The organism is Actibacterium lipolyticum, from assembly GCF_900184935.1.
In the GTDB taxonomy this organism is placed as follows: Bacteria; Pseudomonadota; Alphaproteobacteria; order Rhodobacterales; family Rhodobacteraceae; genus Actibacterium_A; species Actibacterium_A lipolyticum.
In genome coordinates this window covers 792,776-815,256 of sequence record NZ_FXYE01000002.1, presented here as the reverse complement: position 1 = coordinate 815,256, position 22,481 = coordinate 792,776, and the positions used below count along the sequence as shown (strand labels likewise).

Annotated in this window: 18 protein-coding genes; 17 read left to right on the top strand and 1 reads right to left on the bottom strand. The window is 58.1% G+C overall.

Annotation, left to right across the window (positions count from 1 at the left end; genetic code table 11):
• Both COL8621_RS12645 and COL8621_RS12640 read left to right on the top strand, forming a co-directional pair.
• Window positions 1-429 carry a PaaI family thioesterase gene (locus tag COL8621_RS12645; protein WP_235823865.1) on the top strand — a complete coding sequence of 143 codons (429 nt, stop codon included), beginning with the start codon at window positions 1-3 and terminating at the stop codon, window positions 427-429.
• The gene (locus tag COL8621_RS12640) at window positions 426-1,649 is read left to right on the top strand and encodes a CaiB/BaiF CoA transferase family protein (RefSeq protein WP_093967701.1); all 1,224 of its coding nucleotides are present in this window, start codon (window positions 426-428) and stop codon (window positions 1,647-1,649) included. Before COL8621_RS12645 ends, COL8621_RS12640 begins: the two co-directional genes overlap by 4 nt.
• A 14-nt stretch (window positions 1,650-1,663) precedes the next feature.
• Here the strand turns inward: COL8621_RS12640 and COL8621_RS12635 are convergent, their stop codons facing one another.
• The gene (locus COL8621_RS12635; RefSeq protein WP_235823863.1) at window positions 1,664-2,635 is read right to left on the bottom strand and encodes an NAD(P)-dependent alcohol dehydrogenase; all 972 of its coding nucleotides are present in this window, start codon (window positions 2,633-2,635) and stop codon (window positions 1,664-1,666) included.
• A 155-nt stretch (window positions 2,636-2,790) separates the two neighbouring features.
• Here COL8621_RS12635 and COL8621_RS12630 point away from each other — a divergent pair, with 155 nt between their 5' ends.
• From COL8621_RS12630 to COL8621_RS12560, 15 genes are all read left to right on the top strand, one after another.
• A complete protein-coding gene (locus tag COL8621_RS12630; RefSeq protein ID WP_235823861.1) occupies window positions 2,791-3,459 on the top strand; it encodes a paraquat-inducible protein A in 669 nt (222 codons plus the stop codon).
• Window positions 3,460-3,473: 14 nt separating this feature from the next.
• Window positions 3,474-4,070 (top strand): paraquat-inducible protein A, encoded by a 597-nt coding sequence (locus COL8621_RS12625; RefSeq protein WP_093967699.1) that lies wholly within the window; start codon window positions 3,474-3,476, stop codon window positions 4,068-4,070.
• Window positions 4,063-6,417 carry an MlaD family protein gene (locus COL8621_RS12620; protein ID WP_093967698.1) on the top strand — a complete coding sequence of 785 codons (2,355 nt, stop codon included), beginning with the start codon at window positions 4,063-4,065 and terminating at the stop codon, window positions 6,415-6,417. Before COL8621_RS12625 ends, COL8621_RS12620 begins: the two co-directional genes overlap by 8 nt.
• Before the next feature lies 1 nt (window position 6,418).
• The gene (locus COL8621_RS12615) at window positions 6,419-6,985 is read left to right on the top strand and encodes a PqiC family protein (RefSeq protein ID WP_093967697.1); all 567 of its coding nucleotides are present in this window, start codon (window positions 6,419-6,421) and stop codon (window positions 6,983-6,985) included.
• 181 nt (window positions 6,986-7,166) lie between these two features.
• Complete coding sequence (locus tag COL8621_RS12610; protein WP_093967696.1) at window positions 7,167-8,651, top strand: alkaline phosphatase; 1,485 nt, start codon at window positions 7,167-7,169, stop codon at window positions 8,649-8,651.
• A gap of 78 nt (window positions 8,652-8,729) precedes the next feature.
• Window positions 8,730-9,155: a hypothetical protein gene (locus tag COL8621_RS12605; protein ID WP_093967695.1), complete on the top strand. Its 426-nt coding sequence runs from the start codon at window positions 8,730-8,732 to the stop codon at window positions 9,153-9,155.
• A 3-nt stretch (window positions 9,156-9,158) separates the two neighbouring features.
• Window positions 9,159-9,827: an ATP-binding cassette domain-containing protein gene (locus tag COL8621_RS12600; RefSeq protein ID WP_093967694.1), complete on the top strand. Its 669-nt coding sequence runs from the start codon at window positions 9,159-9,161 to the stop codon at window positions 9,825-9,827.
• Entirely contained in the window at window positions 9,820-11,130 is a 1,311-nt protein-coding gene (locus COL8621_RS12595) for an ABC transporter permease family protein (protein ID WP_093967693.1), read from the top strand. Before COL8621_RS12600 ends, COL8621_RS12595 begins: the two co-directional genes overlap by 8 nt.
• Before the next feature lie 275 nt (window positions 11,131-11,405).
• On the top strand, window positions 11,406-14,216 hold the full coding sequence (locus tag COL8621_RS12590; protein ID WP_093967692.1) for a xanthine dehydrogenase family protein molybdopterin-binding subunit: 2,811 nt from the start codon (window positions 11,406-11,408) through the stop codon (window positions 14,214-14,216).
• Window positions 14,213-14,740 (top strand): (2Fe-2S)-binding protein, encoded by a 528-nt coding sequence (locus tag COL8621_RS12585; protein WP_093967691.1) that lies wholly within the window; start codon window positions 14,213-14,215, stop codon window positions 14,738-14,740. The genes COL8621_RS12590 and COL8621_RS12585 overlap by 4 nt, the downstream gene beginning before the upstream one ends.
• On the top strand, window positions 14,740-15,663 hold the full coding sequence (locus COL8621_RS12580; protein ID WP_093967690.1) for a hypothetical protein: 924 nt from the start codon (window positions 14,740-14,742) through the stop codon (window positions 15,661-15,663). The genes COL8621_RS12585 and COL8621_RS12580 overlap by 1 nt, the downstream gene beginning before the upstream one ends.
• 336 nt (window positions 15,664-15,999) lie before the next feature.
• Window positions 16,000-17,847, top strand: coding sequence for a peroxidase family protein (locus COL8621_RS12575; RefSeq protein WP_176438494.1), 1,848 nt, complete (start codon window positions 16,000-16,002; stop codon window positions 17,845-17,847).
• A gap of 57 nt (window positions 17,848-17,904) precedes the next feature.
• Entirely contained in the window at window positions 17,905-19,920 is a 2,016-nt protein-coding gene (locus COL8621_RS12570) for a C1 family peptidase (RefSeq protein ID WP_093967689.1), read from the top strand.
• 13 nt (window positions 19,921-19,933) lie between these two features.
• Window positions 19,934-21,760 carry a caspase family protein gene (locus tag COL8621_RS12565; protein WP_093967688.1) on the top strand — a complete coding sequence of 609 codons (1,827 nt, stop codon included), beginning with the start codon at window positions 19,934-19,936 and terminating at the stop codon, window positions 21,758-21,760.
• 4 nt (window positions 21,761-21,764) lie between these two features.
• Window positions 21,765-22,478 (top strand): NlpC/P60 family protein, encoded by a 714-nt coding sequence (locus tag COL8621_RS12560; protein WP_093967687.1) that lies wholly within the window; start codon window positions 21,765-21,767, stop codon window positions 22,476-22,478.
• Window positions 22,479-22,481: the final 3 nt, after the last annotated feature.

Here is a 22,481-nt window from a genome sequence, read left to right as displayed (position 1 = left end):
TTGACGACACAGGATTGCGTGCCAGAGGGTTGGAAAGCCGTCAAAATTGAGGGTTTCATGGCGTTGATCGGGCCTTTGCTACGCTCAACCAAAATGGAAGAACGAAACACCTATGGGCTTCAGACCACAGAGCAGCACAAGAACCATATTGGGTTGGTCCATGGCGGTGTCCTGACCAGTCTGATGGATCAGGTGTTGGCGATCGTCGCATGGAACGCGGCCGACAGGCAGCCCACCGTGACGGTTCAAATGGACACGCGGTTTTTGGGCGCGGCCAAGGCCGGGGACTTTTTAGAAGCCCGCGCCTCCATCCGGCATGCGACGCGGTCGCTTATCTTCATTGATGCCGCGATCAGCAGTGTCAAAGGCCCGGTCGCCAGCGCGTCCGCTATTATGAAAATCTCTTTGCAGGCAGAACAAAAGAAATGAACAATTCCACGACCTCCACACGCAGCGGCCCTTTGGCGGGGATTAAGGTTCTTGATTTTTCGCGCATTCTTTCAGGTCCCTATGCCAGCATGGTTTTGGCCGATCTTGGCGCCGAGGTCATCAAGGTAGAGCCTGTCGAGAGGGGGGATGAGACGCGCAACTTTCCGCCCTTTCAGGGCAAGCTAAGCCATTATTACGTCGCACTTAATCGCAGCAAGAAAAGTATCGCGCTGAACCTAAAGTCCGATGAAGGGGTGCAGATCGCAAAGGATTTGGCCCGGCAAAGCGATATCGTTCTAGAGAATTTTCGGCCCGGCGTCATGGACCGGCTTGGGCTGGGCTATGACGCGCTTCAGAAAGACAATGAACGCCTTATCTATTGTTCGATCACCGGCTTTGGGCAGGATAGCCCGCTGGGGGACAAACCCGCGTTCGATATTGTTGCTCAGGCCTTGTCCGGGGTGATGAGTGTTAATCGCGAACCCGGACAGGCCCCCAACAAGCTGGGCATTCCTTTGGGGGACATGGGCGGCAGCATCTTTTCGCTGTTTGGCCTTCTGGCCGCTTTGCATCAGCGTAACGCCACCGGGAAGGGCCAGCATGTTGAGGTTGCGATGTTGGACAGTCTGATCGCGCTGCAAGGTTATCTGTCGCAGATCTATTTTGTGACGGGCGACACGCCTCAGCCGGTTGGCACCCAGCATCCCAGCATTGTGCCCTATGGGTCTTTTCCGACGTCGGACGGGCACGTCATCGTGGCCTGTTTGACAGAGCGGTTCTGGCATAACTTTGCGCGGTGTCTGGGCCATGAAGAATTGATCGAAGACCCACGGTTCGCACTTTACGATCAGCGCCTGCAAAACCGTGATGCGCTGCACGACATTCTCCATAGTCGCATGAAGCAGGACACAACGGCCTATTGGTTGGAACGCTTAAGCGACTTTGACGTGCCAAGCGCGCCTATTCTGTCGATCGGAGAGTCGTTGGAGCAGCCGCATGTTCAAGACCGGATGCTGGTTGAGACTGTCGAACACCCGACCGAGGGCAGCTTGAAGATGGTAAGGGGGCCGATCCGTTTTAACGGTGATGGCCCATCGACAAGCCAGCCACCAAGCCTTCTGGGGGAAAACACTATCGAGGTGTTGGGGGGCGCACTTGGTTTTCGTGAAGACGAAATAGACGACCTTGTGGCGCGGGGCATTGTCAGGAAATCGGACTGACGGGCGGCGTACTTTTAGGGCATCGTAATCACAACGATCCCCGTCTTCTGCCCGGTTTCGACATAGCGGAACGCCTCTTTGATATCCGAAAACGGGTAGCTGCGGTCAAACACACCGCGAAATTGCCCGGCTGCCACCAATTCCGCCAACTGTTGGATAAAACCGGGCGCGTCTTCGGGAAAGGGTACGCCAACACGCTGGCTGCCGGTCAGCCCGAACCATGCGCCCAGAATAAGGTTCGAAGAGAACGGGCCAAGATCGGTTGCGGCAAATATACCGCCCTTTTTCAAAAGAGGACGGCACGCAAACCACGACGTTTTGCCGACCGCATCAAAGACCAAATCAAAGGTTTCACCGATAGCGGTGAAGTCTTGGGTTTCGTAGTTCAGGACCCTGTCCGCACCAAGGGCCTTGGCAAGTTCCATATGCCTTTGGCCGACGACGGCTGTCACTTCGGTGCCGCGCGTTTTGGCCAGTTGAACGGCCGCAGTTCCTATTGCTCCGGACGCCCCATAGATCAAACAGCGCTGACCTTGGCGAAGCCGTTTGGTGGTTGAATTGGCATACCACGCGCCTTCGCCGATGACGGCCTGATCGAACCGAAGCGCGCCCGGAATTTTCGCAACCGCCCCGTCGGCGGGCAGGCAGATATATTCGGCATGTGCGCCAAAGAGGTCGGGCGAGATGCCGAACACACGGTCGCCCGGCTGGAATGCGGATACGCCATCGCCCGCGTCATCGACTACCCCGGCGAAATCCATGCCCAAAATCTGCATCTTTGGGCGCAGAAGCCCCGTCATCGCCCGTGCGAAAAACGGGTGCCCGCGAAGTGTGGCCGTATCGGTGCGGTTGACGGTCGTGGCGTGAACGCGCACCCGAATTTCACCCACGCCAGGTTGAGGAGGCGGTAGCTCGCCCAGCGAAATGGTCTCTGGCGGACCATATCGGTGAACGGTCGCTGCTTTCATCGACAATGCTTGTCTCATGCAGGCAGCTTACCATTTCAAAGCCTCTGTGCGTGATATTTCGCCGGTTGGTGGTCGCCAAGGGCCCGTAATAGCTGCATGTGATGGCGCATGCCGCGCAATGCGTTATCTTTGCACCAACGAATGACCGCTGGGTCGCATCAAAAGTTAATGCCATGGACAAGGTTAGCGGCAATGGGCAAAGCGAAGGGAGGAAAGGCATCGCAACAATGACGGCAATGGACAACAGGATCGGCTGCCCGATCTGCGACGCGATTTACACCCTTTCGCCAGAACAGGCGCGAGGCGCGACCCGCTGTCGCCAGTGTGGCTATCGTCTGACCCTTGGGCGCGGAGCCGCAATCGCGCGGGTGGTCGGGGTGTCGATCACGAACCTCGCGTTGATGTCGCTTGTGATCTTCATGCCGTTTCTTGATCTGCGGGCCGGGACATTTCACAACCGAGCGTCGGTCTTTGATGCGATCCTTGGCTTCAGCGAAGGCATCATGGTGCCGCTATCGATCGCGGTTTTGGGATTCATTCTGGTATTGCCGCTATCGCGTTTCTTGTTGCTGATCTACGCGCTGGGCCCCGTGCTGATGGGCTGGCGCAACTTCCCGCAGGCGCAGTTGGCGCTGCGATGGTCATTTCTGCTGAAGCCTTGGGCCATGGCAGAGATTTTCATGGTTGGCGTTGCAGTCGCCCTTGTCAAACTGGCGGGGATGGCCACGATATCCGTCGGACCCGCGTTTTGGGCTTTTGCCGCCGTCGTGGCGTTAAACGTCTATAAAGACACTTTTATGTGCAGGAACACGCTTTGGACGGCGATCGACACGAACACATAGTCACGGCCCGCGCGATGGGGCAGGTGGTCTGTCGCAGTTGCGGCCAGATTTCACCGATGAACCAACAGCGCTGCGCGCGCTGCGGGGAACGGCTTGTCAGCCGTGACACTCATAGCTTGCAGAAAGCGTGGGCTTGGTGGCTTGCCGGGTTGATCGCGTATATTCCTGCGAACCTTTACCCGATGCTGCGCACCACGCAGATGTTTCATACCAAGGAGAGCACGATCGTGGGCGGGGTCATCGAATTGATGCACCATCACGCATACGGCATCGCCGGTATTGTCTTCTTTGCAAGCGTGGTGATTCCGGTGGGTAAGTTCCTTGCCATCGCGTATCTGGCCATCCTGACGGCGCGTGCGCACAGGATGGACCCACATCGCCTTCTTTGGCTGTACGAGATTGTCGAATTCATCGGTCGCTGGTCGATGATAGATGTTTTCGTTGTTGCTATCCTTACTGCGCTTGTGCAATTCGACGTGCTGGCCACCATCAATCCAGGCATCGCGGCAGTCTGTTTCGCGCTGTCAGTAATTTTCACGATGCTTGCGGCGCAAAGTTTCGATTCCCGGCGTATTTGGGATCAGTTGAGGGGACCCTCTGTCCATGACTGACAATGACCTTCCCGAACCCCTGACCGATGACGGTCATCGTATCAGCCTATCGTGGGTTTGGCTTATGCCCTTGGCCGCGATCCTGATCTCGGCTGGGGTTGTCTGGCAAACTTGGCGCGATCAAGGGCCGCTGATCGTGATCGCCTTTCCCACTGCCGAGGGGATAGAGGCAGGGCAAACGCCGCTGCGTTACCGCGAAGTGCAGGTTGGCATGGTCGAGGATCTGCGCTTTGCGCCCGGTCTTGGCGCCGTAGAGGCTCATGTGCGGCTGGACAAAGACATCGCGCCCTATGTCGATGGCGATGCGCAATTCTGGTTGGTTGCCCCGCAGGTTTCGGCGCGCGGGGTCACCGGCCTGAATACCGTTCTTTCAGGCGTCTATATCGAAGGCGTCTGGGATGAGGCGGCATCGGGTGTAGGGCACCATTTTGTTGCGAACGAAGCTGCGCCTCTTGCCCGACCGGGCGAACGGGGTACGCGGGTCGTTTTGCGGCCCCGGACAGGTGGCCAGCTTTCAGCGGGCGCGCCGGTGTTGTTCAACGGGATCGAAGTCGGCCAGCTTGGCGAACCCGTGCTTTCCGAAAACGGCAACGCCGTAACGATCGAGGCGTTTATCGCCGCGCCGCATGACACAAGGCTAACCACCAACACCCATTTCTGGGATTCTTCGGGTATTTCGCTGAACCTTGGTGCGGGGGGCTTGTCGGTGAATGTGGAAAGCCTTGCGTCGTTGATCGAAGGTGGCGTCAGTTTTGGCACGCTGGTGACAGGCGGGGCGGCCGTGAACGACGGTCATGTCTTTGATGTTTTCGGCAGCGAGAGTCAGGCCCGGTCTGACGTCTTCGAAGCGCCCAGCGAAGGAAGCCTGAGTGTTGCCGTTCTTTTGCCCGCCAACGACATCCGTTTGGGCGTTGGCGCGACCGTGCGATATCAGGGGATCAAGCTGGGCGAGGTGACCGACATCTCGGGCTATGTCGATCCGGCTGGACCGCGCGATGCGATCCAGATGTTGGTTCAATTCACGATTGCGCCCGGCCGGTTGGGGCTGGATGCCGATGCGGATGAGGAAGCCATTCTGGAGGGGTTGCGGCTTCGTGTTGTAGACGGGCTTAGGGTTCGCATCTCTTCCGAGGGTATTCTGGGGCAGACAATGGTTCTGGAACTGGCCGACCTGCCTGTGGTGGAACCCTTGGCGCTTGATCTGGAAACTTTCGGGATGCCGCTTCTTCCGGATGCGCCGGCTAACCTGACGGACGCGACCGAAAACCTTGATGGTTTGATGGACCGGGTGAACAACCTTCCGATTGAAAAGTTGATGACCTCTGCCATCGACACGCTGGACGCTGTGACCCGCTTTGTTGAAAACCCTGAATTGCAGCAGGTGCCAGCCAACGCCAACGCGCTGATCGGTGATACACGGACCCTTATTTCGGCGGATGAGCTGCCCGAAATACTTGCCAACTTGCAAAACGCCAGCGCGGATTTCGAGGCACTGGCCGCGCAGATCACCGCAAGCGAAGGCGTGAAAACTGTGCTTGCTGCGCTAGAGCAAACAGACGCCATTGCCGAAGGCACCAGCGCCTTTGTCGAAGGGCTGCCCGACCTGTCAAAGAACCTGTCGGATTTTGTGGGACGACTGGAAAGTTTCCCGTTGGAGCAACTGGCAACCGATACCACCGCCGCCACTGGGCGTCTGAACGAAGTCTTGGCGGACCCGTCCGTGGCAGAAATCGCACCTGCGTTGGCGACGTCGCTTACCAATCTTGATGCGATCCTTGCCGATATCGAACAGACGGGGCTGGTGGATGATATGGATGCTGCTGTTGCGGGCATCACGACCACCGTCGCCGATATTCAAGTTGCGACAGAAAACCTGCCGCAGATCATGGCCAGTATCGATGGGGTTGTCGCTGAAATCGACGCGGTACCCTTCGCTGAAATCACGACGTCGCTTGATAGGGTCGTGAAACGGACCGAGGAGATTCTAAGGGCCGAAGGGATCGAAGACCTGCCCGGGTCGCTTGACAGCACACTAACAGAACTGTCCGCAGCGCTTGGCGAATTGCGGGCGGGTGGGGCCGTTGAAAACCTGAACGGCACCTTGGCGTCTGCGGAAGAAGCATTTGCCGCATTCGAAGCGGTGAGTGGCCAGTTGCCCGCGCTTGTTGGGCGGCTTGATCGGCTTGCCGCTGGCCTGGGCGCTGTTGCACAGGGCTATGCTTCGGACTCGCGGTTCTATAATGAAATGCGGGGCGCAATCCGCGATGTGTCGGGCGCGGCAGAGGCTTTCCGGTCGCTTGCGCGCACGATCGAACGTAACCCCAATTCCTTGCTGAGGGGACGATGATATGACGATTTCCACACGCCTTTCCTGTGTTGTGTTTGCGGCCATTCTGGCCGGCTGTTCGGGGGAACCGGCGCGGCTGGCCATTGCGCCCGAAACATCGGCATTGAAAGTACGAAGCGCTGCGCGATCTGTATCTGTCGCCGAGGTGTCTTTGCCCGCATATGCCGAAGCCGTCGAAGTGGCCGTTCAAGGGGAAAACGGGCTTGTGGGGCTGGTGCCCGGCGTGATCTGGGCGGACACTCCGCCGCGGGCGCTGACAAGCGGGCTGGTGCGCAATCTGACAGCCATCACCGGGGCCGAAGTTGCCGCCGCGCCATGGCCGCTTGACGGAAACCCAGATGCTGAACTGACGGTGCGCGTGGAACAGATGCTTGTCACCGCCGACGGGATGTTGCGCCTGACCGGGCAGTACGCAGTGCGCCGCGATTCTTTCACGACTGACCGAAGTGGCAGCATCAGCAGCTTTGAAATCGCGGTTCCGACGGGTTCGCCTGAACTGGCTGACATCGCCCGCGCGCATGACGCAGCATGGCGCCAACTGGCCGAGGATATCGCCCGCAGCCTTTGACGCGCGAGAAACCCGCATTGCGAGCGTTCAGCCGGTTGCGCCAGTAGGGCGCATACCGGCTGTTCCAAACCTGACTTCCCCGCGTAGCAACAAAACCAGTTTCATAAATCTGCAACAAAAGGTTCATTTTTTCGTTTTTTGCCGCGCGTAGGACGGCCTCGACATCAAACAGGGGTCGATCATGAAAACGAAATTTGCTGCTTCCTTGGTTTTTGCGCTTAGTGCGACAACGGCTATTGCTCAGGACCTGCCACAGGCAGGCAACACCTGGTTCACCGACGGCCAAGCCGCGATCAAAGCTGCGCTGGCCAAGCAGCCAAACACCAGCACAGCCAAGAACATCATTATCATGATTTCGGACGGCAACGGCGTTGGCACGAACTACGCCACACGCCTGTTTCATGGTCAACAGAACGGCAACTATGGCGACGAAAACGTGCTGCCTGCGGAAACGTTCCCGAACCTTGCTTTGGTCAAGACCTACAATGTGAACGCGCAGACGCCAGACTCGGCTGGTACAGGGACCGCGATGATGTCTGGCGTGAAAACCAAAGCTGGCGTTGTTGGCGTGAACGAGAACGCAAACCGGGGCGATTGCGCGTCGATCGAAGGCAACCAAGTTCTTTCGATGAACGACATTATGTCCGCCGCTGGCAAAGCAACCGGCGTTGTTTCGACGGCGCGTATCACCCATGCGACACCGGCGTCTGCTTACGCAAACTCGGTTGACCGCAACTTTGAAGACAGCGTTCCAGAAGGGTGCACACAGCAGGCCGACATCGCGACACAGCTGATCGAAAACCTGAAAGATGGCACCATTCAGGTTGCGATGGGGGGTGGCCGCCGTCACTTCATCGGGAAAGACATCACCGACGAAGAAGGCAAAACCGGTAAGCGCGCCGAGGGTGAAAACCTGATCGATATGGCAAAAGAAATGGGTGCCTATTACGCTTGGGATCAGGCCACGTTTGATGCCGCCCCAATGGACGGCAGCGCGCCAATCCTTGGCCTGTTTGAATCAAGCCATATGAAATACGAAGCCGACCGTTCGGGCGAACCTTCGTTGGCCGAAATGACCGGCGCTGCGATCAAAGCGCTGTCGAACAACGAAAACGGTTTCTTCCTTCAGGTCGAAGCCGGCCGCGTTGACCACGCCAACCACGACGGCAACTTGGCCCGCGTTGTGCGCGACGGCGTTGCCTTTGCCCAAGCCGTCGCTTTGGCGGACGAGCTGACGAATGACGAAGACACGCTGATCATTGTTACGGCTGACCACGAACACGCGATTGCGTTCAACGGCTATTGTGGTCGGGGCTCTGACATCCTTGGTCTTTGCATGGGCATCGATGGCGCAGGGATCAAACACTCTAACGAGGCCCTGCTGGCCAAAGACGGTAAACCATACACGGTTGCTGGCTATCTGAATGGCGGTGGTTCGGTTCTGCGCGAAGACGTGAACTGGGTTGGTGCGCGTCCTGATCTGACACAGGAAGAAGCCACCGATGTTGACTATCTTCAGCAGGCGCTGGTTCCAACGTCGTCCGAAACGCATTCGGGTGAAGACGTCGCGGTTTATGCCAAAGGGCCCTTTGCCCATCTGTTCGACGGCACGGTTGAGCAGAATTACATCTTTCACGTGATGCACCACGCAGCCACCGCTGAATGATTTTTGGCAACGTGAACTGGTCCTTCCGGCTCCCGCTTCTGCGGGGGCCGTTCACCTTTAAAGACTGCGAACAAAGCGATGATGAACCGACGCCACTTCCTTTTGGCTGCAACTTCGACCGGCTTGATATCGCCAGTGGGCGTGTCCGCCCAGGCTGCGCCAATCGCGGTGCGCGACCTCTACAACAAAGACCTAAGTTTTTCTGATCTGGCGCTATCGCTAGAGGGGAAAGAAATTACCGTGACAGGCTTTATGGCGCCGCCGCTGAAAGCGGATGGTCAGTTCTTTGTGCTGACGAAAAAGCCGATGTCTGTCTGCCCTTTCTGTGAAACAGAGGCCGAGTGGCCCGATGACATCATGGCGATTTACACAAAGCGCCAGTTCCGGGTGATCCCCTTTAACGTGCGTATCGAAGCATCCGGCGTGTTGGAGCTTGGCCCGCTGAAGGACCCCGAAACCGGGTTCCTAAGCCGCGTTCGTCTGACGGCTGCGCGGTATTCATAGAACATGACGCTGTCGCTTAACCTTTCGGATTTGATGGTAACCGCGCCGGGCGGGCGTGTTCTGTTGAACGTGCCGTCCCTGCAACTGGCCGCTGGGCAAACGCTGGGCATCGCCGGGCCGTCCGGGGCAGGGAAGTCAACGCTGTTGTTTGCGCTGGCGGGGTTGGTCGATAACCAGCGCGGCCGGGTCCGCTGGGGCGGTGACGATCTTGGCGCGATGCGCCCCGCGCAACGTGCGGCGTTTCGGCAGGATCATATCGGAATGATTTTTCAGGACTTCATGCTGTTCGATGAACTTGGCGGGGCAGCCAACGCAGGTATTGCGGCCCTGTTTCAGCCACGCGCGGCGCGCGCGCATTTCCGTAAACGCGCGGCTGAGCGGTTGACCCGGCTTGGCGTTGCCGACGGCGCGCGCCCTGTCGCCACCTATTCAGGCGGGGAAAGGCAGCGGGTCGCCGTGGCGCGGGCGATGGCGGCGGGGGCGGGCGTTTTGCTGGCGGATGAACCCACGGCCAGCCTGCACCGCGATGCCGCCGATGCATTGACCGACGATCTGCTGCGGGACGTGCGCGAAAGCGGGACAACAATGATCGTTGTAAGCCACGATGCCGGAATGCTTGGACGGATGGATCGGGTTGTTTACCTAAGAGACGGGGGGCTGGCCGATGCTTGAGCTTTGGCACGGGTTTTCGGCGACCGCGCAAGACGTGGTGACCCTATGCGCCTTGGCCTTGCCAATTGCGGCGCTTGGCGTGGTTCTGCCGCGGGGCTTTGCGCCCATCCCGCTGATCCGCGCCATCCTTTGGCGGTTTCGGTGGGCGAATGCGCTGTTCGTTCTTTTGATCGCAGTTTCGGTCGGTTTGGGGGTGGCGCTTTTGGCGCAAGAACGCGGCTTGCGCGCTGGTACGGCTGCCGCTGCTGACAAGTTCGACCTGATCATTGCCGCACCGGGCAGCGAAGTAACGATGATGCTTGCAAGCGTCTATCTTCAGCCTGCGGATGCCGGATTGCTGGATGGTGTGACCTATGCCTCTATCGCGACGGACGCGCGTGTTGCGATGGCCGCGCCCTTGGCCTTTGGTGACAGCTATCAGGGTGCGCCAATCGTGGGCACCACGGCCGAGTTCGTGACCCATCTGGCCGGGCCAATCGCGCAAGGCCGCATCTGGGGCGATCACGCGGACGCCGTTATCGGTGCTGATGTTCCTTTGGCCGTTGGCGATGGTTTTGAGCCTGCGCATGGTGTCGGCGACGTGGCCGAGCATGACGCGCATGGGGAAGAGTTTCACGTCGTCGGACGCTTGGCCCCAACCGGAAGCCCATGGGACCGCGCGATTATCGTTCCGGTTGAAACCGTCTGGGAAACCCATGGGCTTGCCAACGGGCACCGCCCAGAGGTCGCAGAACAGCTGGGCCCACCCTTTGATCCGGAATATTTTCCCGGAACACCGGCTGTCGTTGTGCGGGCCACATCAATCGGCGCCACATATGGCCTGAAGTCCAGCTTTGCCCGCGCAGGCGAAACTATGGCGTTCTTTCCCGGCTCCGTCCTTGCCAGCCTTTACGCGGTCATGGGGGACGTGCGCCAAGCGATGTCGTTGATGGCGGTGGTAACGCAAATTCTGGTCGCTGCGAGTGTCTTGCTGGGCCTTTTCATCTTGTCGCAACTGTTCCAGCGGCAGATGGCGTTGTTGCAAGCGCTGGGGGCTCCGCGGCGGTTTGTGCTGTCGGTGGTGTGGGGCTATGCGAACACGTTGGTGGTGGCTGGGGCGATGCTTGGGCTGATCATTGGTTTCGCATCCGTCGCCATATTGTCGGACATCGTCAGTGAACGGACAGGTGTTCGCGTCGTCGCTGAAATCGGGTGGAGCGAGTTCCATTTGGTTGCGGGATTCGTCAGCTGTGTGTCGTTACTGTCCGTCGTGCCGGGATTCGCGGTTTTAAGTCGTTCGATTGTCAGCGGGCTTCGCGCATAGCTGCCCGCGTCGGCCCCTAAATGCTTATAAATAAGGCGAAGTGTGAAAAGTCTGCTGAGATTTCGGCTGGCTTCTTCGAACAGTCCTTGTGCTGCTGGTCGGATTGCTGCGCAGGGCGGGACAATGGCGGAAAAAGCCAATGAAAAACTGCATGTGTCGCCTATCTGACATGGGTTGCCGTCGGGTAAGGTTAAGAAAGGGTGTGAGTGGAAAATTAGAAGTAAAGACTATCGTTAAAAGGTGACCATGTGTACCTCTGCAACTAGGAGTATCATATGAGCACCAAGCTAAAACATTTTCAGACAGCAATTTTAAGTCGGAGGCGGTTTCTTGAAACTGCCTCCGGCGCTGTTGCGTTAACGGTCCTTTCACCTTCGGGGATGGGGCAGGCGCAAACGGCCGATGGCACGGTTCCATTCACGACCGAAACCCCGGGTGTCGCGACGCAACGCATTGATGGGTTGAAGAAGGTCACAGGCCAAAAAGTCTTTGCCCGCGACCACACGTTCAAGGACATGAAGGATTGGAAGGGCAAGCCGCATTACGCGATGTATCTGCGCGCCCTGACCACCGAGAAAGTCTTTAAAGGCATTGATCGCCGCTATCTGCCACCGGCGGCGAAAAAGGCGCGGATCATTCTGGGGAATGAACTTAACGCCTCGCAGCGGTCACCCCAGATTGCCATCCGGCGCGATCTTTTGGTCGATGAACGGATTGAAGAAGAAGCCAAGGATCAGCCTAAAACCCGCGGTTTTGATCGCCCCTATGCAGTTGTGTTTGATCTGATCGTGCAGCCGGGCAATGTTCCTGATTTTCTGGGGCAGGCGGTCGCGCTTTTGATCTTTGATGATCTGGCCGAATATCGGGAAGCCAGCCGCGCGATGGCGTTTCAGGATGACGATTTCCAGAAATATGGCGATGCTGCCCCGCCCAAAGATCCCGTGGTGTTCAATCCCAAGACGACTTACGTGAAATACGACCACGGGGGCGTCAGTTTCGATTATGCGAATGCAAACCCGTATTCCTATCCGCTGGAAGCGGACAGTTACAAAGCCCTGATCGCCGATGCATTGGATGCGCGCCCTGACCTTTTGCGCCACGATTTCGCCTGCGACATGCGGGCGATGGACCCAATGTTCATGGAGCCGGAATCTGGGCTTGCATGGCACGACGTCGAAAACAAAACGCTGAACTTGGTGCTGGGGACGCAATCGCCTGATGGCGATTTTTCCGACATTGTTTCGATGTACCGTTCGTCCGATGCGCCGTTCAAATTGGACGCTGTCGTTCTGACGACTTGCTATCCCGGCGGTGGGTTTGGCGGGCGCGATGGGTCGCCGTTTTCGCTGATGCTGGCGTTGGCGTCGGCGTTCACGGACGGTAACCCGGTGCAGTTGATGTATGATCGGTACGAACAGTTCCGCGTGGGCCTGAAACGGCACGCGACCGATCTAACCGGGCAGGTTGCCATTGCCCCGGATATGAAGCTTCAGAACATCGAAATGAATATGCGCTTTGATGGGGGCGGGCGTAAGAACCTAAGCCCCTATGTGGCCTCTTTGGCGGCGCTGTGTGCGGGCGGATCGTATAAAACGCCGATGGCGAATATCTACGCCGAGGCTGTGCACAGCGAAAACATCTCTGGCGGGTCGCAGCGCGGGTTTGGCGGCCCTCAGGCGTTTTTTGCGATTGAAACGGCCTTGGACGACGTCGCCGCAGGGCAGGGGTGGGACCCGGTCGCGCTGCGCCGTGCCAACCTGATTGGCGAAGGCGACACGACCGTAACCGGCGGCCCGGTTCAGCAAGAGCTGCGCCTGCGCGAAATGCTTGACCGCGCCGAGGCGCACCCGATGTGGGCCGACCGCGAAGCGCTGCGCGATGAATACGCCGCGCGCGGGCTGACCTATGGCACCGGGCTAGCGATGTCGCTTCAGGCTTATGGCACGTCTGGCGACGGGATGGTGGCCGCCATCACGATGGATGAAACCGGCAAGCTGACGGTGAAATCTGACGCGGTGGATATGGGCAACGGGTCCGCCACCACGTTGGGTGTTGTGATTGGCCCGATCCTTGGCGCCAATGCCGTTGACGTTGAAATGGGCGATTACACCCTGTTCGCCGATACGGAACTGACCACGCGGGACAAGCTTGGCACACGCTGGGATAACCCGGATTGGACTTCAAAGGGCGTCGGCTCTTCGTCGGCCTGTCTAACGGGGCTGCATCAGGTGCATGTGGTCCAGCAAACCGCACTCGCGTTGCTAGAAGGCAGCATCATGCCCGCCGCGCGTATCCTGTGGGGTATGCCCGATTTGCAATCAAGTGCCACCGCTTGGGTTGATGGTGCGCTGGTGCTCCGTGATGGCGGGGCCGATCCGTTGCCACAGGACGTTCTGGCCGGTGCGGTTTTCGAAAATGGCTTGCCACGTGGCACGCTTGGCCATGCATATTTCCAAGCGATCTGGGCCGAGGCGGACTATGACACGCCTGGGGGGCAGATCCACCTCGCGCTGGACGGTTTGTCGTTCTACATGCCGGGCGCGGATAAACCCACGCGGGTGGTACGCCAAAACGCATTTGGCCCGGCCGCATGGACGCGCAGGTTCGCGCGTTATGTGTGGGCACCTTGCGTGAATGTCGTCGGTCTGACCGTTGATCGTGGGACGGGGGCGGTTCAAGTTGAAAACGTTCTAAGCGTGCTGAACGCGGGGCGGGTTCACGTGCCAGCCTTGGTTTCGGGGCAAAGTCAGGGCGGGGTGGCGATGGCCATCAGTTATGCCTTGCACGAAGATTTGCCCCCCGGCATGGCGGGGCCCGCCAACGGGACGTGGAACCTTGATCGTTACCATGTGGCCCGTGCAGCCGATGTTCCGTTGAATACGGGGTTCCGGCCTGATGCGCGCTCGCAAGAGCTTATCATTCTGGACGAAACGCCCGCCGACAAAGGGGCCGGGCGCGGCATTGCCGAGGCTGTGATGTGTTCGGTCGCACCAGCCATTTCCAACGCGCTGCACGATGCGGTTGGGGTGCGGTACAGCTCGCTTCCGATAACGCCAGAGAAAATCTTGAAAGGGCTGCGGGCATGACGATATCTTTCAGGGTCAATGGCCACCCGCACGAGGTGGACGCAAAGCGCGGCGGCGACAAGCTGATCGACTTTTTGCACGAAGATCTGAACCTAACCGGCACGAAATTCTGTTGTGGCATTGGTATTTGCCGCGCGTGTACGGTTTCCGTCAAAAAGGGGCGCAACGAGGCGGAGGAGCCTGTGATCAGTTGTTCCACCGCATTGGCGACGTTGGATGGCACCTCCATCACGACTGTCGAAGGTGTTTCAAACGGTGATCAAGACCTGCACCCGATCCAAACCGAATTCCTTAAAAACTTCGCGTTTCAGTGCGGGTATTGCACGCCGGGTTTCGTGATGGCCGCAAAGATCCTGTTGGATCAGTTGGAAACGTCGAAAGTTAGCAAAGATCAGCTTGATGGCATGATCGAAGAGGCGATCGGCACCCACATCTGCCGCTGCACCGGGTATGTCCGCTATTTCGAGGCCGTGCGCAAAACGGCGTTAGACGTTCTTGCCGCCAAAGAAGGGGGGCAGGGGTAATGCGTGCTTTATTGGTCCTGACCCTGTTCCTGATTGCCGGCGCGGCGTCTGCGGAAAATAGCATCACGGAATACGCTAAGGCGTGTGAAGCAGAGGTTGGCCCGCTGCCCGCCTTTTCGTGCAAAACCGGTGTGCCGGTGCCGATTACCGTAAACGGCAACCCGGTCACCGAATTCAAATCGCACATGGAATGTGACCGCCCCGCGCTGCTGCCGAATGGCGATGAGTCCGATGGGCAGTGCGTGCCGCATTCGCGTATCTTGGATTTGTCGACTGAAAAGCTTCAAATCTCGGCGATGTGTCGTCAGAAAATGATCCGCGCGCCGGAAAGCACTTCTTATGACGAAATTGACGTAATCGCCCACAACCCGGCCACCGGCGCGACCTGTTGGTTTCAGGCCAAGGCCGAAGTGGGCGCTGTGATTGATGGTGAAAACGTCGCCTCGCCGACGGAAGCGCGTGATACGAAATTTTGGAAATCTCCCGAAGATGTCGCGGACGATGGCTGTGGCAATTGCCACGACAACGATCCGTTCATGTTTTCACCTTTCGTCGGACAGGTCTGGGGCGCGGTGCCTGTGAACCCGATGGGGGCTTACTTCCACGTCGGCCACAAATTTGGGTTTGGCGAATGGCCCACCAAAACGATGAACCTGCGGGACAACACCTGTCTTGGCTGTCACCGGATCGGCATTCGCGAAACCTGCGGAAACTTGACGGATTGGATGACCGGCCACAAAATTCCAGAAGGGGCTGATGCATGGGCGCGGAACTTTCCCGCGACCAACGCGATGCCGCCTGAACATGGGCTGACGATGCCAGCTTGGATTACGGTTCAAAAGCGATCGGTGGATCAGATTCGGTCATGCTGTGCTGACCCTGATCAGCCGCAATGTCAGTTGACAGAGCTGCCGCGTTATTAGGTTAGGCGCTTATTTTAGGCCAAGAAACGCCGGTGGGCGTTCCTAGTTTGCGGTGTCACACGGGTGTGGCATCGCGAATTAATTTCGCCTGAATTTCAGAAAGTTAGTTCTGCAGGACGCGCGGCCAAGCGCGAAAACGAAAGGCTGCGACCGGCGCAGATTTCGGCGAAACGCGTGATTAATCTACAAATTGGAAACAGTTTGTGATAAATATATCGGATTAATCGTCTATTTTGAAACTTTATTACCAAAATTTGTTCCCGGTTTGGCCCGTTCGATCTGCGGTCAAACGTTTAGCCAACCCTACGGCACATGTATTTAACGAGGAGATTGACCATGCTTTATCAAATGGGTCACGGCGCGAAGGTTACTTATGGCGCAAAAACACGCGGTGCGAGCGGTCTGAAGGCGGATGACACCGTTCCGATCGGCCAAGTGTGCAGCATTAGCAAAACACGTGAAATGAAACCGGGCTACAAATACCCGGTCCCGACTCCGAACCCTGACCCAACCACGCCGGGCCTTGAGCCGCGCGAGGTGTTTCGGTTCTATTTCAAAACAGCCCCCGAAGTTGCGCCAAGCGCTGACGCGGCAGCCAAGTTAGACGCGCTGGCGACGGCAATGGCCGAAGCAAACTTCGATCAGAAGGATGAAGAGGGCGAATCTTCGATGCCGCCGATCTTTACCTATCTGGGGCAGTTCATCGACCATGATATGACGGCCAACACCGACCGCGAAGAAGGGGACCCACTGTTAAGCGGGTTCAACATCGACAAAGCAACGCTGAATCCGCAGCCGCGGGATGATGTTGAAAAGTCGAAGATGAACTTGCGCAAAGGGCTGCTGGAATTGGACAGCGTCTATGGTGACGGGCCCGGCCAATCTGCAGAAGCAGAAAAGCTTGAGGCTGCGCTGCGCGACCCCACCGACCTTGCCAAGATGCGCATCGGCGCAGTCACGCCACTTCCGCCCGGTCTGTTCGAGGTTTCGGATTTCCCGGCCGATTCTGGGGCCGATCTGCCGCGTGTTGGGCAGGCGATTGATGATGGCTCTCTTACGATGGCCGATGTTCGCACGCTGTTTGACAACCCGTCAGAGCCGAAATCTGATGAAGAGCTGCGCCGCGTTGCCTTGATTGGCGATGGTCGGAACGAAGAAAACCTGATCGTCGCACAGACCCATCTTTCGATGCTTCGGTTCCACAATGCCGTTGTCGACGCTATTCGCGCTGCGGGAAATGCACCGGGCGATGATGACGCGCTTTTCGCCGAGGCGCGCCAGAACGTGACATGGATTTATCAGTGGCTGGTGGTGAACCATTTCCTGAAAACCATCTGCGACGGTTCCGTGGTCGATACGGTGGTTGCCGACAAGGCGCCTGTCTATAGCGGCTTTTTTGACAAGCATAAGGGTTCCGTGCCCGAAGGTGCCCGCCCGATGCCGCTGGAATTTTCGGTGGCGGCGTATCGTTACGGCCATTCCATGGTGCGGGGCGATTACGACTATAACAGTAATTTCGGCCGCAAGGCTGATGGGTCGGGGACTGGCCGCGCAAGTTTCGGCCAGATTTTCGAGTTCACCGCAGGTGGCGGTATGATGGGGCTCCCTACGCTGCCAGATAACTGGATCATTGATTGGAACCGCTTCATCGATGACAGCGGGACGTTCACCAACCGCGTGGCGCGTAAAATCGACACCCGGCTTGCGCTTCCATTGCGTGACATGCGCAACGAAAAAGCCGGGATGAGCGGTATCATGGCCCACCTTGCCGCACGAAACCTGCGCCGTGGCTATGTGTTCAACTTGCCCGACGCGCAGTCGATCATGGACAGCATGGCATCTGACGGGATCACGGTTGACGCCCTGACGGCCGCAGAACTGTCAGAAGGCACAACGGGCGACGCCGTTCTTTCCGGGCAGTTTGAGGTGTCCACCCCGCTGTGGTTCTATCTTCTGAAAGAGGCCGAGGTGAAAGCCAATGGCGAACATTTGGGCCCCTTGGGCAGCCGTATTGTTGCGGAAACCATCGCGGGTCTGATCATCACGGACCCGAACAGTTATATCAATCAGGGGGCGTTCAATTCATGGACACCCGCGGATGCTGTTCAGCCAAATGGCGAACCTGTGGAGAGCCTTGCGGCGCTGCTGCGCGCGGGTGGTTTGTTGCCCAGCGTAGGCGTTTGATCGAGGCAGGGCGCGGCCCCTTTTGCGGGGTGCGCGCCCACCGGCAGAGTTCAAAATATGGATAAACGACTAAGGCAAAAGGTCCGGCGCGACCCGTCGGATTTGCGTGACCAGTATTACACCCCGACGCTTCAGCCGCTTGGCCACCGGTTCTATGGCGCGTCCTATTTGCAGGGGCCAGACAACGGCCAAGATACGCCTTGGTGCTATCTTGTGCGTGATCAACATCAGGATGGGTCCTGTGCGGGGCATGCCTTGGCACATCTGATCGATATTCAGCGTTTCAAATCATGGGATAACACCACGCACGACCAGACCGGCGTATCGGCAGACATGCTTTATACGATGGCGCAACGCCAAGAGGGCGGACAAGAGGATGCTGTGCGCGAAACCCGTGATCGCCGCACGCCCGAAGGCCTCTCTTCGCTGCGGTCGGTGGTTAAGGCGTTCTATCATTTCGGGGTCTGCCCAGAGGCAAGCTGGCCACAGGGTTCGCAGGACTGCACGTTGAACGTTGAACGCGCCAAACACGCCAAAAGCACGACCCTTGGTGCCTATTACCGGGTGCGCCCCTATCTGAACGATTATCACGCCGCCCTAAGCGAGGCAGACGGCATTCTGGTATCTGCCGAATTGCACGCGGGTTGGGTGGATGATGCGGTGGATCCGCGCAAATACCTTGGGCATGCGCCCGACCAGCAGGGCGTCATTCCGCGCGGGCGGCCCATTGTGAATTCGGGCCATGCGTTCATCATTGTGGGTTACACCGACCGGGGCTTTTTGGTTCTGAATTCCTGGGGGTTGAATTGGGGCGGGTATGATGGCCGCCCGGGTATTGCGCTGTGGCCTTACGAAGATTGGGCGGAACATGTGATGGATGCATGGGTGCTGCGCCTTGGCGTTTCGGCACCGAACGCGTTTCAGCATTCGATCGGGCAGCAAGGTATTCTGTTCGATGATCGCACGATCAAATCATCCTCTAGCGCGTGCCACCAACTGCTGGGGCATTACGCGCATTTGGATGATGGCAAACATGTTGATCACGGAAGTTATGAATCCAGCATCACCTCGGTGAACATGACGGTCGATCAACTTGCGAAATCCGCCGTGCGGCGTCCGGTTGTGATGTCTGTCACCGGGTCGCTGCTTGGGATGAAACAGGCCTTTCAGGTCGAGGTGAAGCGAAGTCAGGCCATCAAGACGATGGGCATGTATCCCTATGCGGTTTTCTGGTGCAATGACTTCATGGAAAGCTCCATTTCGGTGCTGAGCCATCTGTTTCAAGAGGCCGTCGAAAAAGTTGGCCCCCACAGTAAAAACCTGGACCGGGTGATCGAACGTACAACGTCAGGCATTGGTCGTGCTTTTTGGCGGGATTTGAAGCGGTCGGCCCAGATCGCATCTGCCCACAGCGGCGGTGCTGCGTTGCGTGGGGCTGTGGGGCTTTCCACCGGAAAAGATGGGCACGCCGCGCATATGTTTGACAGCTTCGCCGCCGTTGAAAACGTCGATCTGCACTTGGTGGTCGATGGGGCGGGGGCGTTGCTTTTGGGGAATTACCTGTTGTCACTGGAAGACGCGGCGACCACCTCCACCGAAAAGAAACGCCGCGCCCAACTGAAGCAAAACTTCTTTGACAGGGTGGTGTCGCTTAACCTGATCGCGCCCTCAATCGACTTTGCTGATTTCCACAAGGCCTATGGCCCGCTGATCCGCGCCTTGGCGAAAAAGGGCAACGACCGCGCTCTGCTTTGGGTTCCGTCCGAAGCGTTAGAGGCAAAGCTGCATGTCGGTTACTACTCGCACTCGATCCTTGATTTGGTGCTTTATAGCTTTGAGGGCGCGCCGCGTGATCACTCCTATGTGGGGATGTCGCGGGCGCGATCTAAAATCGCCGAAAAAATCGCGATGGTGGGGCGCAGTCCCATTACCAGCCTTCCGGGCCTGCAGGTGCGCACCATCGAACAGCCCGATGCTGACCGGCAATATTACTTGCAAACCGACGTTAATCTGAATGCCGAATGCCAAGCCCGCATTTTGGGAATTTTGGCCGACATTCAAAAGAAAATTTGAAGAGGAGCCGACCATGCCCGCCCAGAAAATTACCCTTGAAGAACTCTCTGACAAAATTGCCGATCCCGACACGACAGGCGAAGATCTGGCCCCCTATTTCCGGGTCGATCCCGACTCATCCGAGGCATTCGCCCCTGTGGTTGAGATCAACCCCGATACCGTGATGATCCCTGACACAAGCGACGCCGCCACCCGGTCCGCGCTTCTGTTGAACGGGGCAAACTGGCTGGAACGGATGAACCGGCAATCCCGCTTTCACAAGCTGTTGTCAAAGGGCGATTACACAGGCCCCGTGATCGTCGAAGAAGGGGACAGCTGGTTTCAGTTTCCGGTGCTGCTGAAAGACACGATCGATTACCTAATGGATGAATACGCCGTGTTTTCCCTAAGTGCTGGGGGCGACACCTTAGACAATATGGCCCAAAAGGCGGAATACCGGCGCGCGCTGAAAGATACCGGCGCAACAGTGCTGTTGTTGTCAGGGGGCGGGAATGACCTTGTGGCGGGCGGCAACCTTGCCAGCCATCTGCGCACATTCGACCCGGCGCTGTCGGCTGCCGATTACCTGTTGCCCAGCTTTGATCAGCTGATTTCGCAGGCGATGATGTACTATGATCGCATCTTTGCCGATGTCACGACCCGCTTTCCCAAGGTGGATATCCTGTGCCACGGCTATGACTATGCCATCCCCACCGATGGCAAATGGCTGGGCAAGCCGATGGCCAAGCGCAAAATCAAAGATGCCGGTCTGCAACGAGCGATTTCGACCATTATGGTGGATCGGTTGAACACGGAACTGTCACGCCTCGTCGCGCGGTACCCTAGGGCGCATTATCTGGATATGCGCAACAAGGTTGGCGAAAACCGCTGGCACGACGAGTTGCACCCCAAAAATCCGGGATATCGCGACGTGGCCAACATATTCAGCACCAAGATCAAAGAGGTTTCCAAACCAAGGACGCGCAGCGCAACGCGTGGCCCATCTGCCGTGTCCCTTCATATCGGGTTGAACACGGTCGATCAGGGGCATTACGGCGGCAACCTGCAAGACCTTGATTTCTGCATCGCCGATGCCGAAGCGATGGAGGCGTTGGCAGCCGACAAACGCTATACAACCACCTCGCTGATTGACGCGGCCGCGACCCGCGAAGCCATTTCCGAGGCCATGCTGGACGCTGCGAAGAACCTGAAAGACGGCGACATTTTTATGCTGACCTATGCCGGGCATGGCGGTCAGATCAAAGATTTCAACGCGGATGAGGCCGGCGGCCCAGATCACGACAATCTGGATGAAACCCTGTGCCTTTATAACGGCCAGTTGATTGATGATGAGCTGTTCAAGCTGTGGTCGGAATTTGCCAGCGGCGTGCGCGTCGTTTCGGTCTTTGATTGCTGCCATTCGGGTTCGGTTGTCCGTGCCAGCGGGTCGCGGGTTAGTCTTGCAGAAGCCGCAGCAGCGCCGGCCCATAAGGTGCGGGCGATGTCCCTTGGCGCAAGCGCGCGCGTGTTCAACGCGAACAAAGACTTCTATCGCAGCCTTCCCAGTTCGACCCTTGCGGCAGACGGTGCGATCATCACACGCGAACTGAACTATCCGGTTTCGGCCAGCATCTTTCAGCTGTCGGCGTGCCAATCCAACCAAGTTGCAAGCGAGGCGTTCGGGAATGGTCTGTTCACCGAAAAGCTGTTGCTGACCATGGGTGAAACCAGCGATGGCAGCGGCTACACCACGTTCATGGATCGCATCGCGCAGAAAATGCCCGCGACGCAGACGCCAAAGTTCTGGGCGATCGGGAAAGACAACCCGACCTTTCAACGCCAACTTCCTTTCGCGGTCTAACGCCATGATCACAGTTCGCATGGTGCAGGAACGGTTGGCTGAACTGGGCTATGACCCTGGCCCAATTGATGGGCTGCGGGGGCGGCGCACCATCGTGGCGGTGCAGCAGTTCCAGCGCGACAGCGGCTTGGTCGAAGATGGCTTGGTCGGTCCCGCAACCGCATCCGCGCTGTTTAATCGCCCTATGGACCTGTGGTCTGTCCCCGACGGTGAACCATGGATCGACGTGGCCGAAAGGATGCGCGGCCTTCACGAAGACCTCGATCGCGCCGAGCTGTCAGAGTTTCTGAAAAGCGATGGCGGCAGCGCGGGCGACCCCAGTCAGGTTCCATGGTGCGCTGATTTCGTGCAGACCTGCATCGCCCTGTCTATGCCGGCAGAGCCGTTGCCGAATAACCCCTATGTTTCGGCCAACTGGGTGAGGTTCGGCAAGCCTGTGATCCCGTGCCAAGGCGCGATCCTGTGCTTTTGGCGCGAAAACCCAGAAAGCTGGAAAGGCCATGTCGGGTTCATGCTGGGCGAGGACGAAGAACATTTCCTTGTCCTTGGCGGCAATCAAGCGAACCGCGTTTCGGAAATGCCGATCAGCAAGGCATTGTTGCGCGAAAACGGCTGCCGCTGGCCCGCGACGGCGTTGGCCTCATCCGAACTGACCAGCCTGATCCGTTCGCGCAGTGCCGATTTCACCTTGCCGCTGGACATGGGGGGAAAGAAGTGAGCG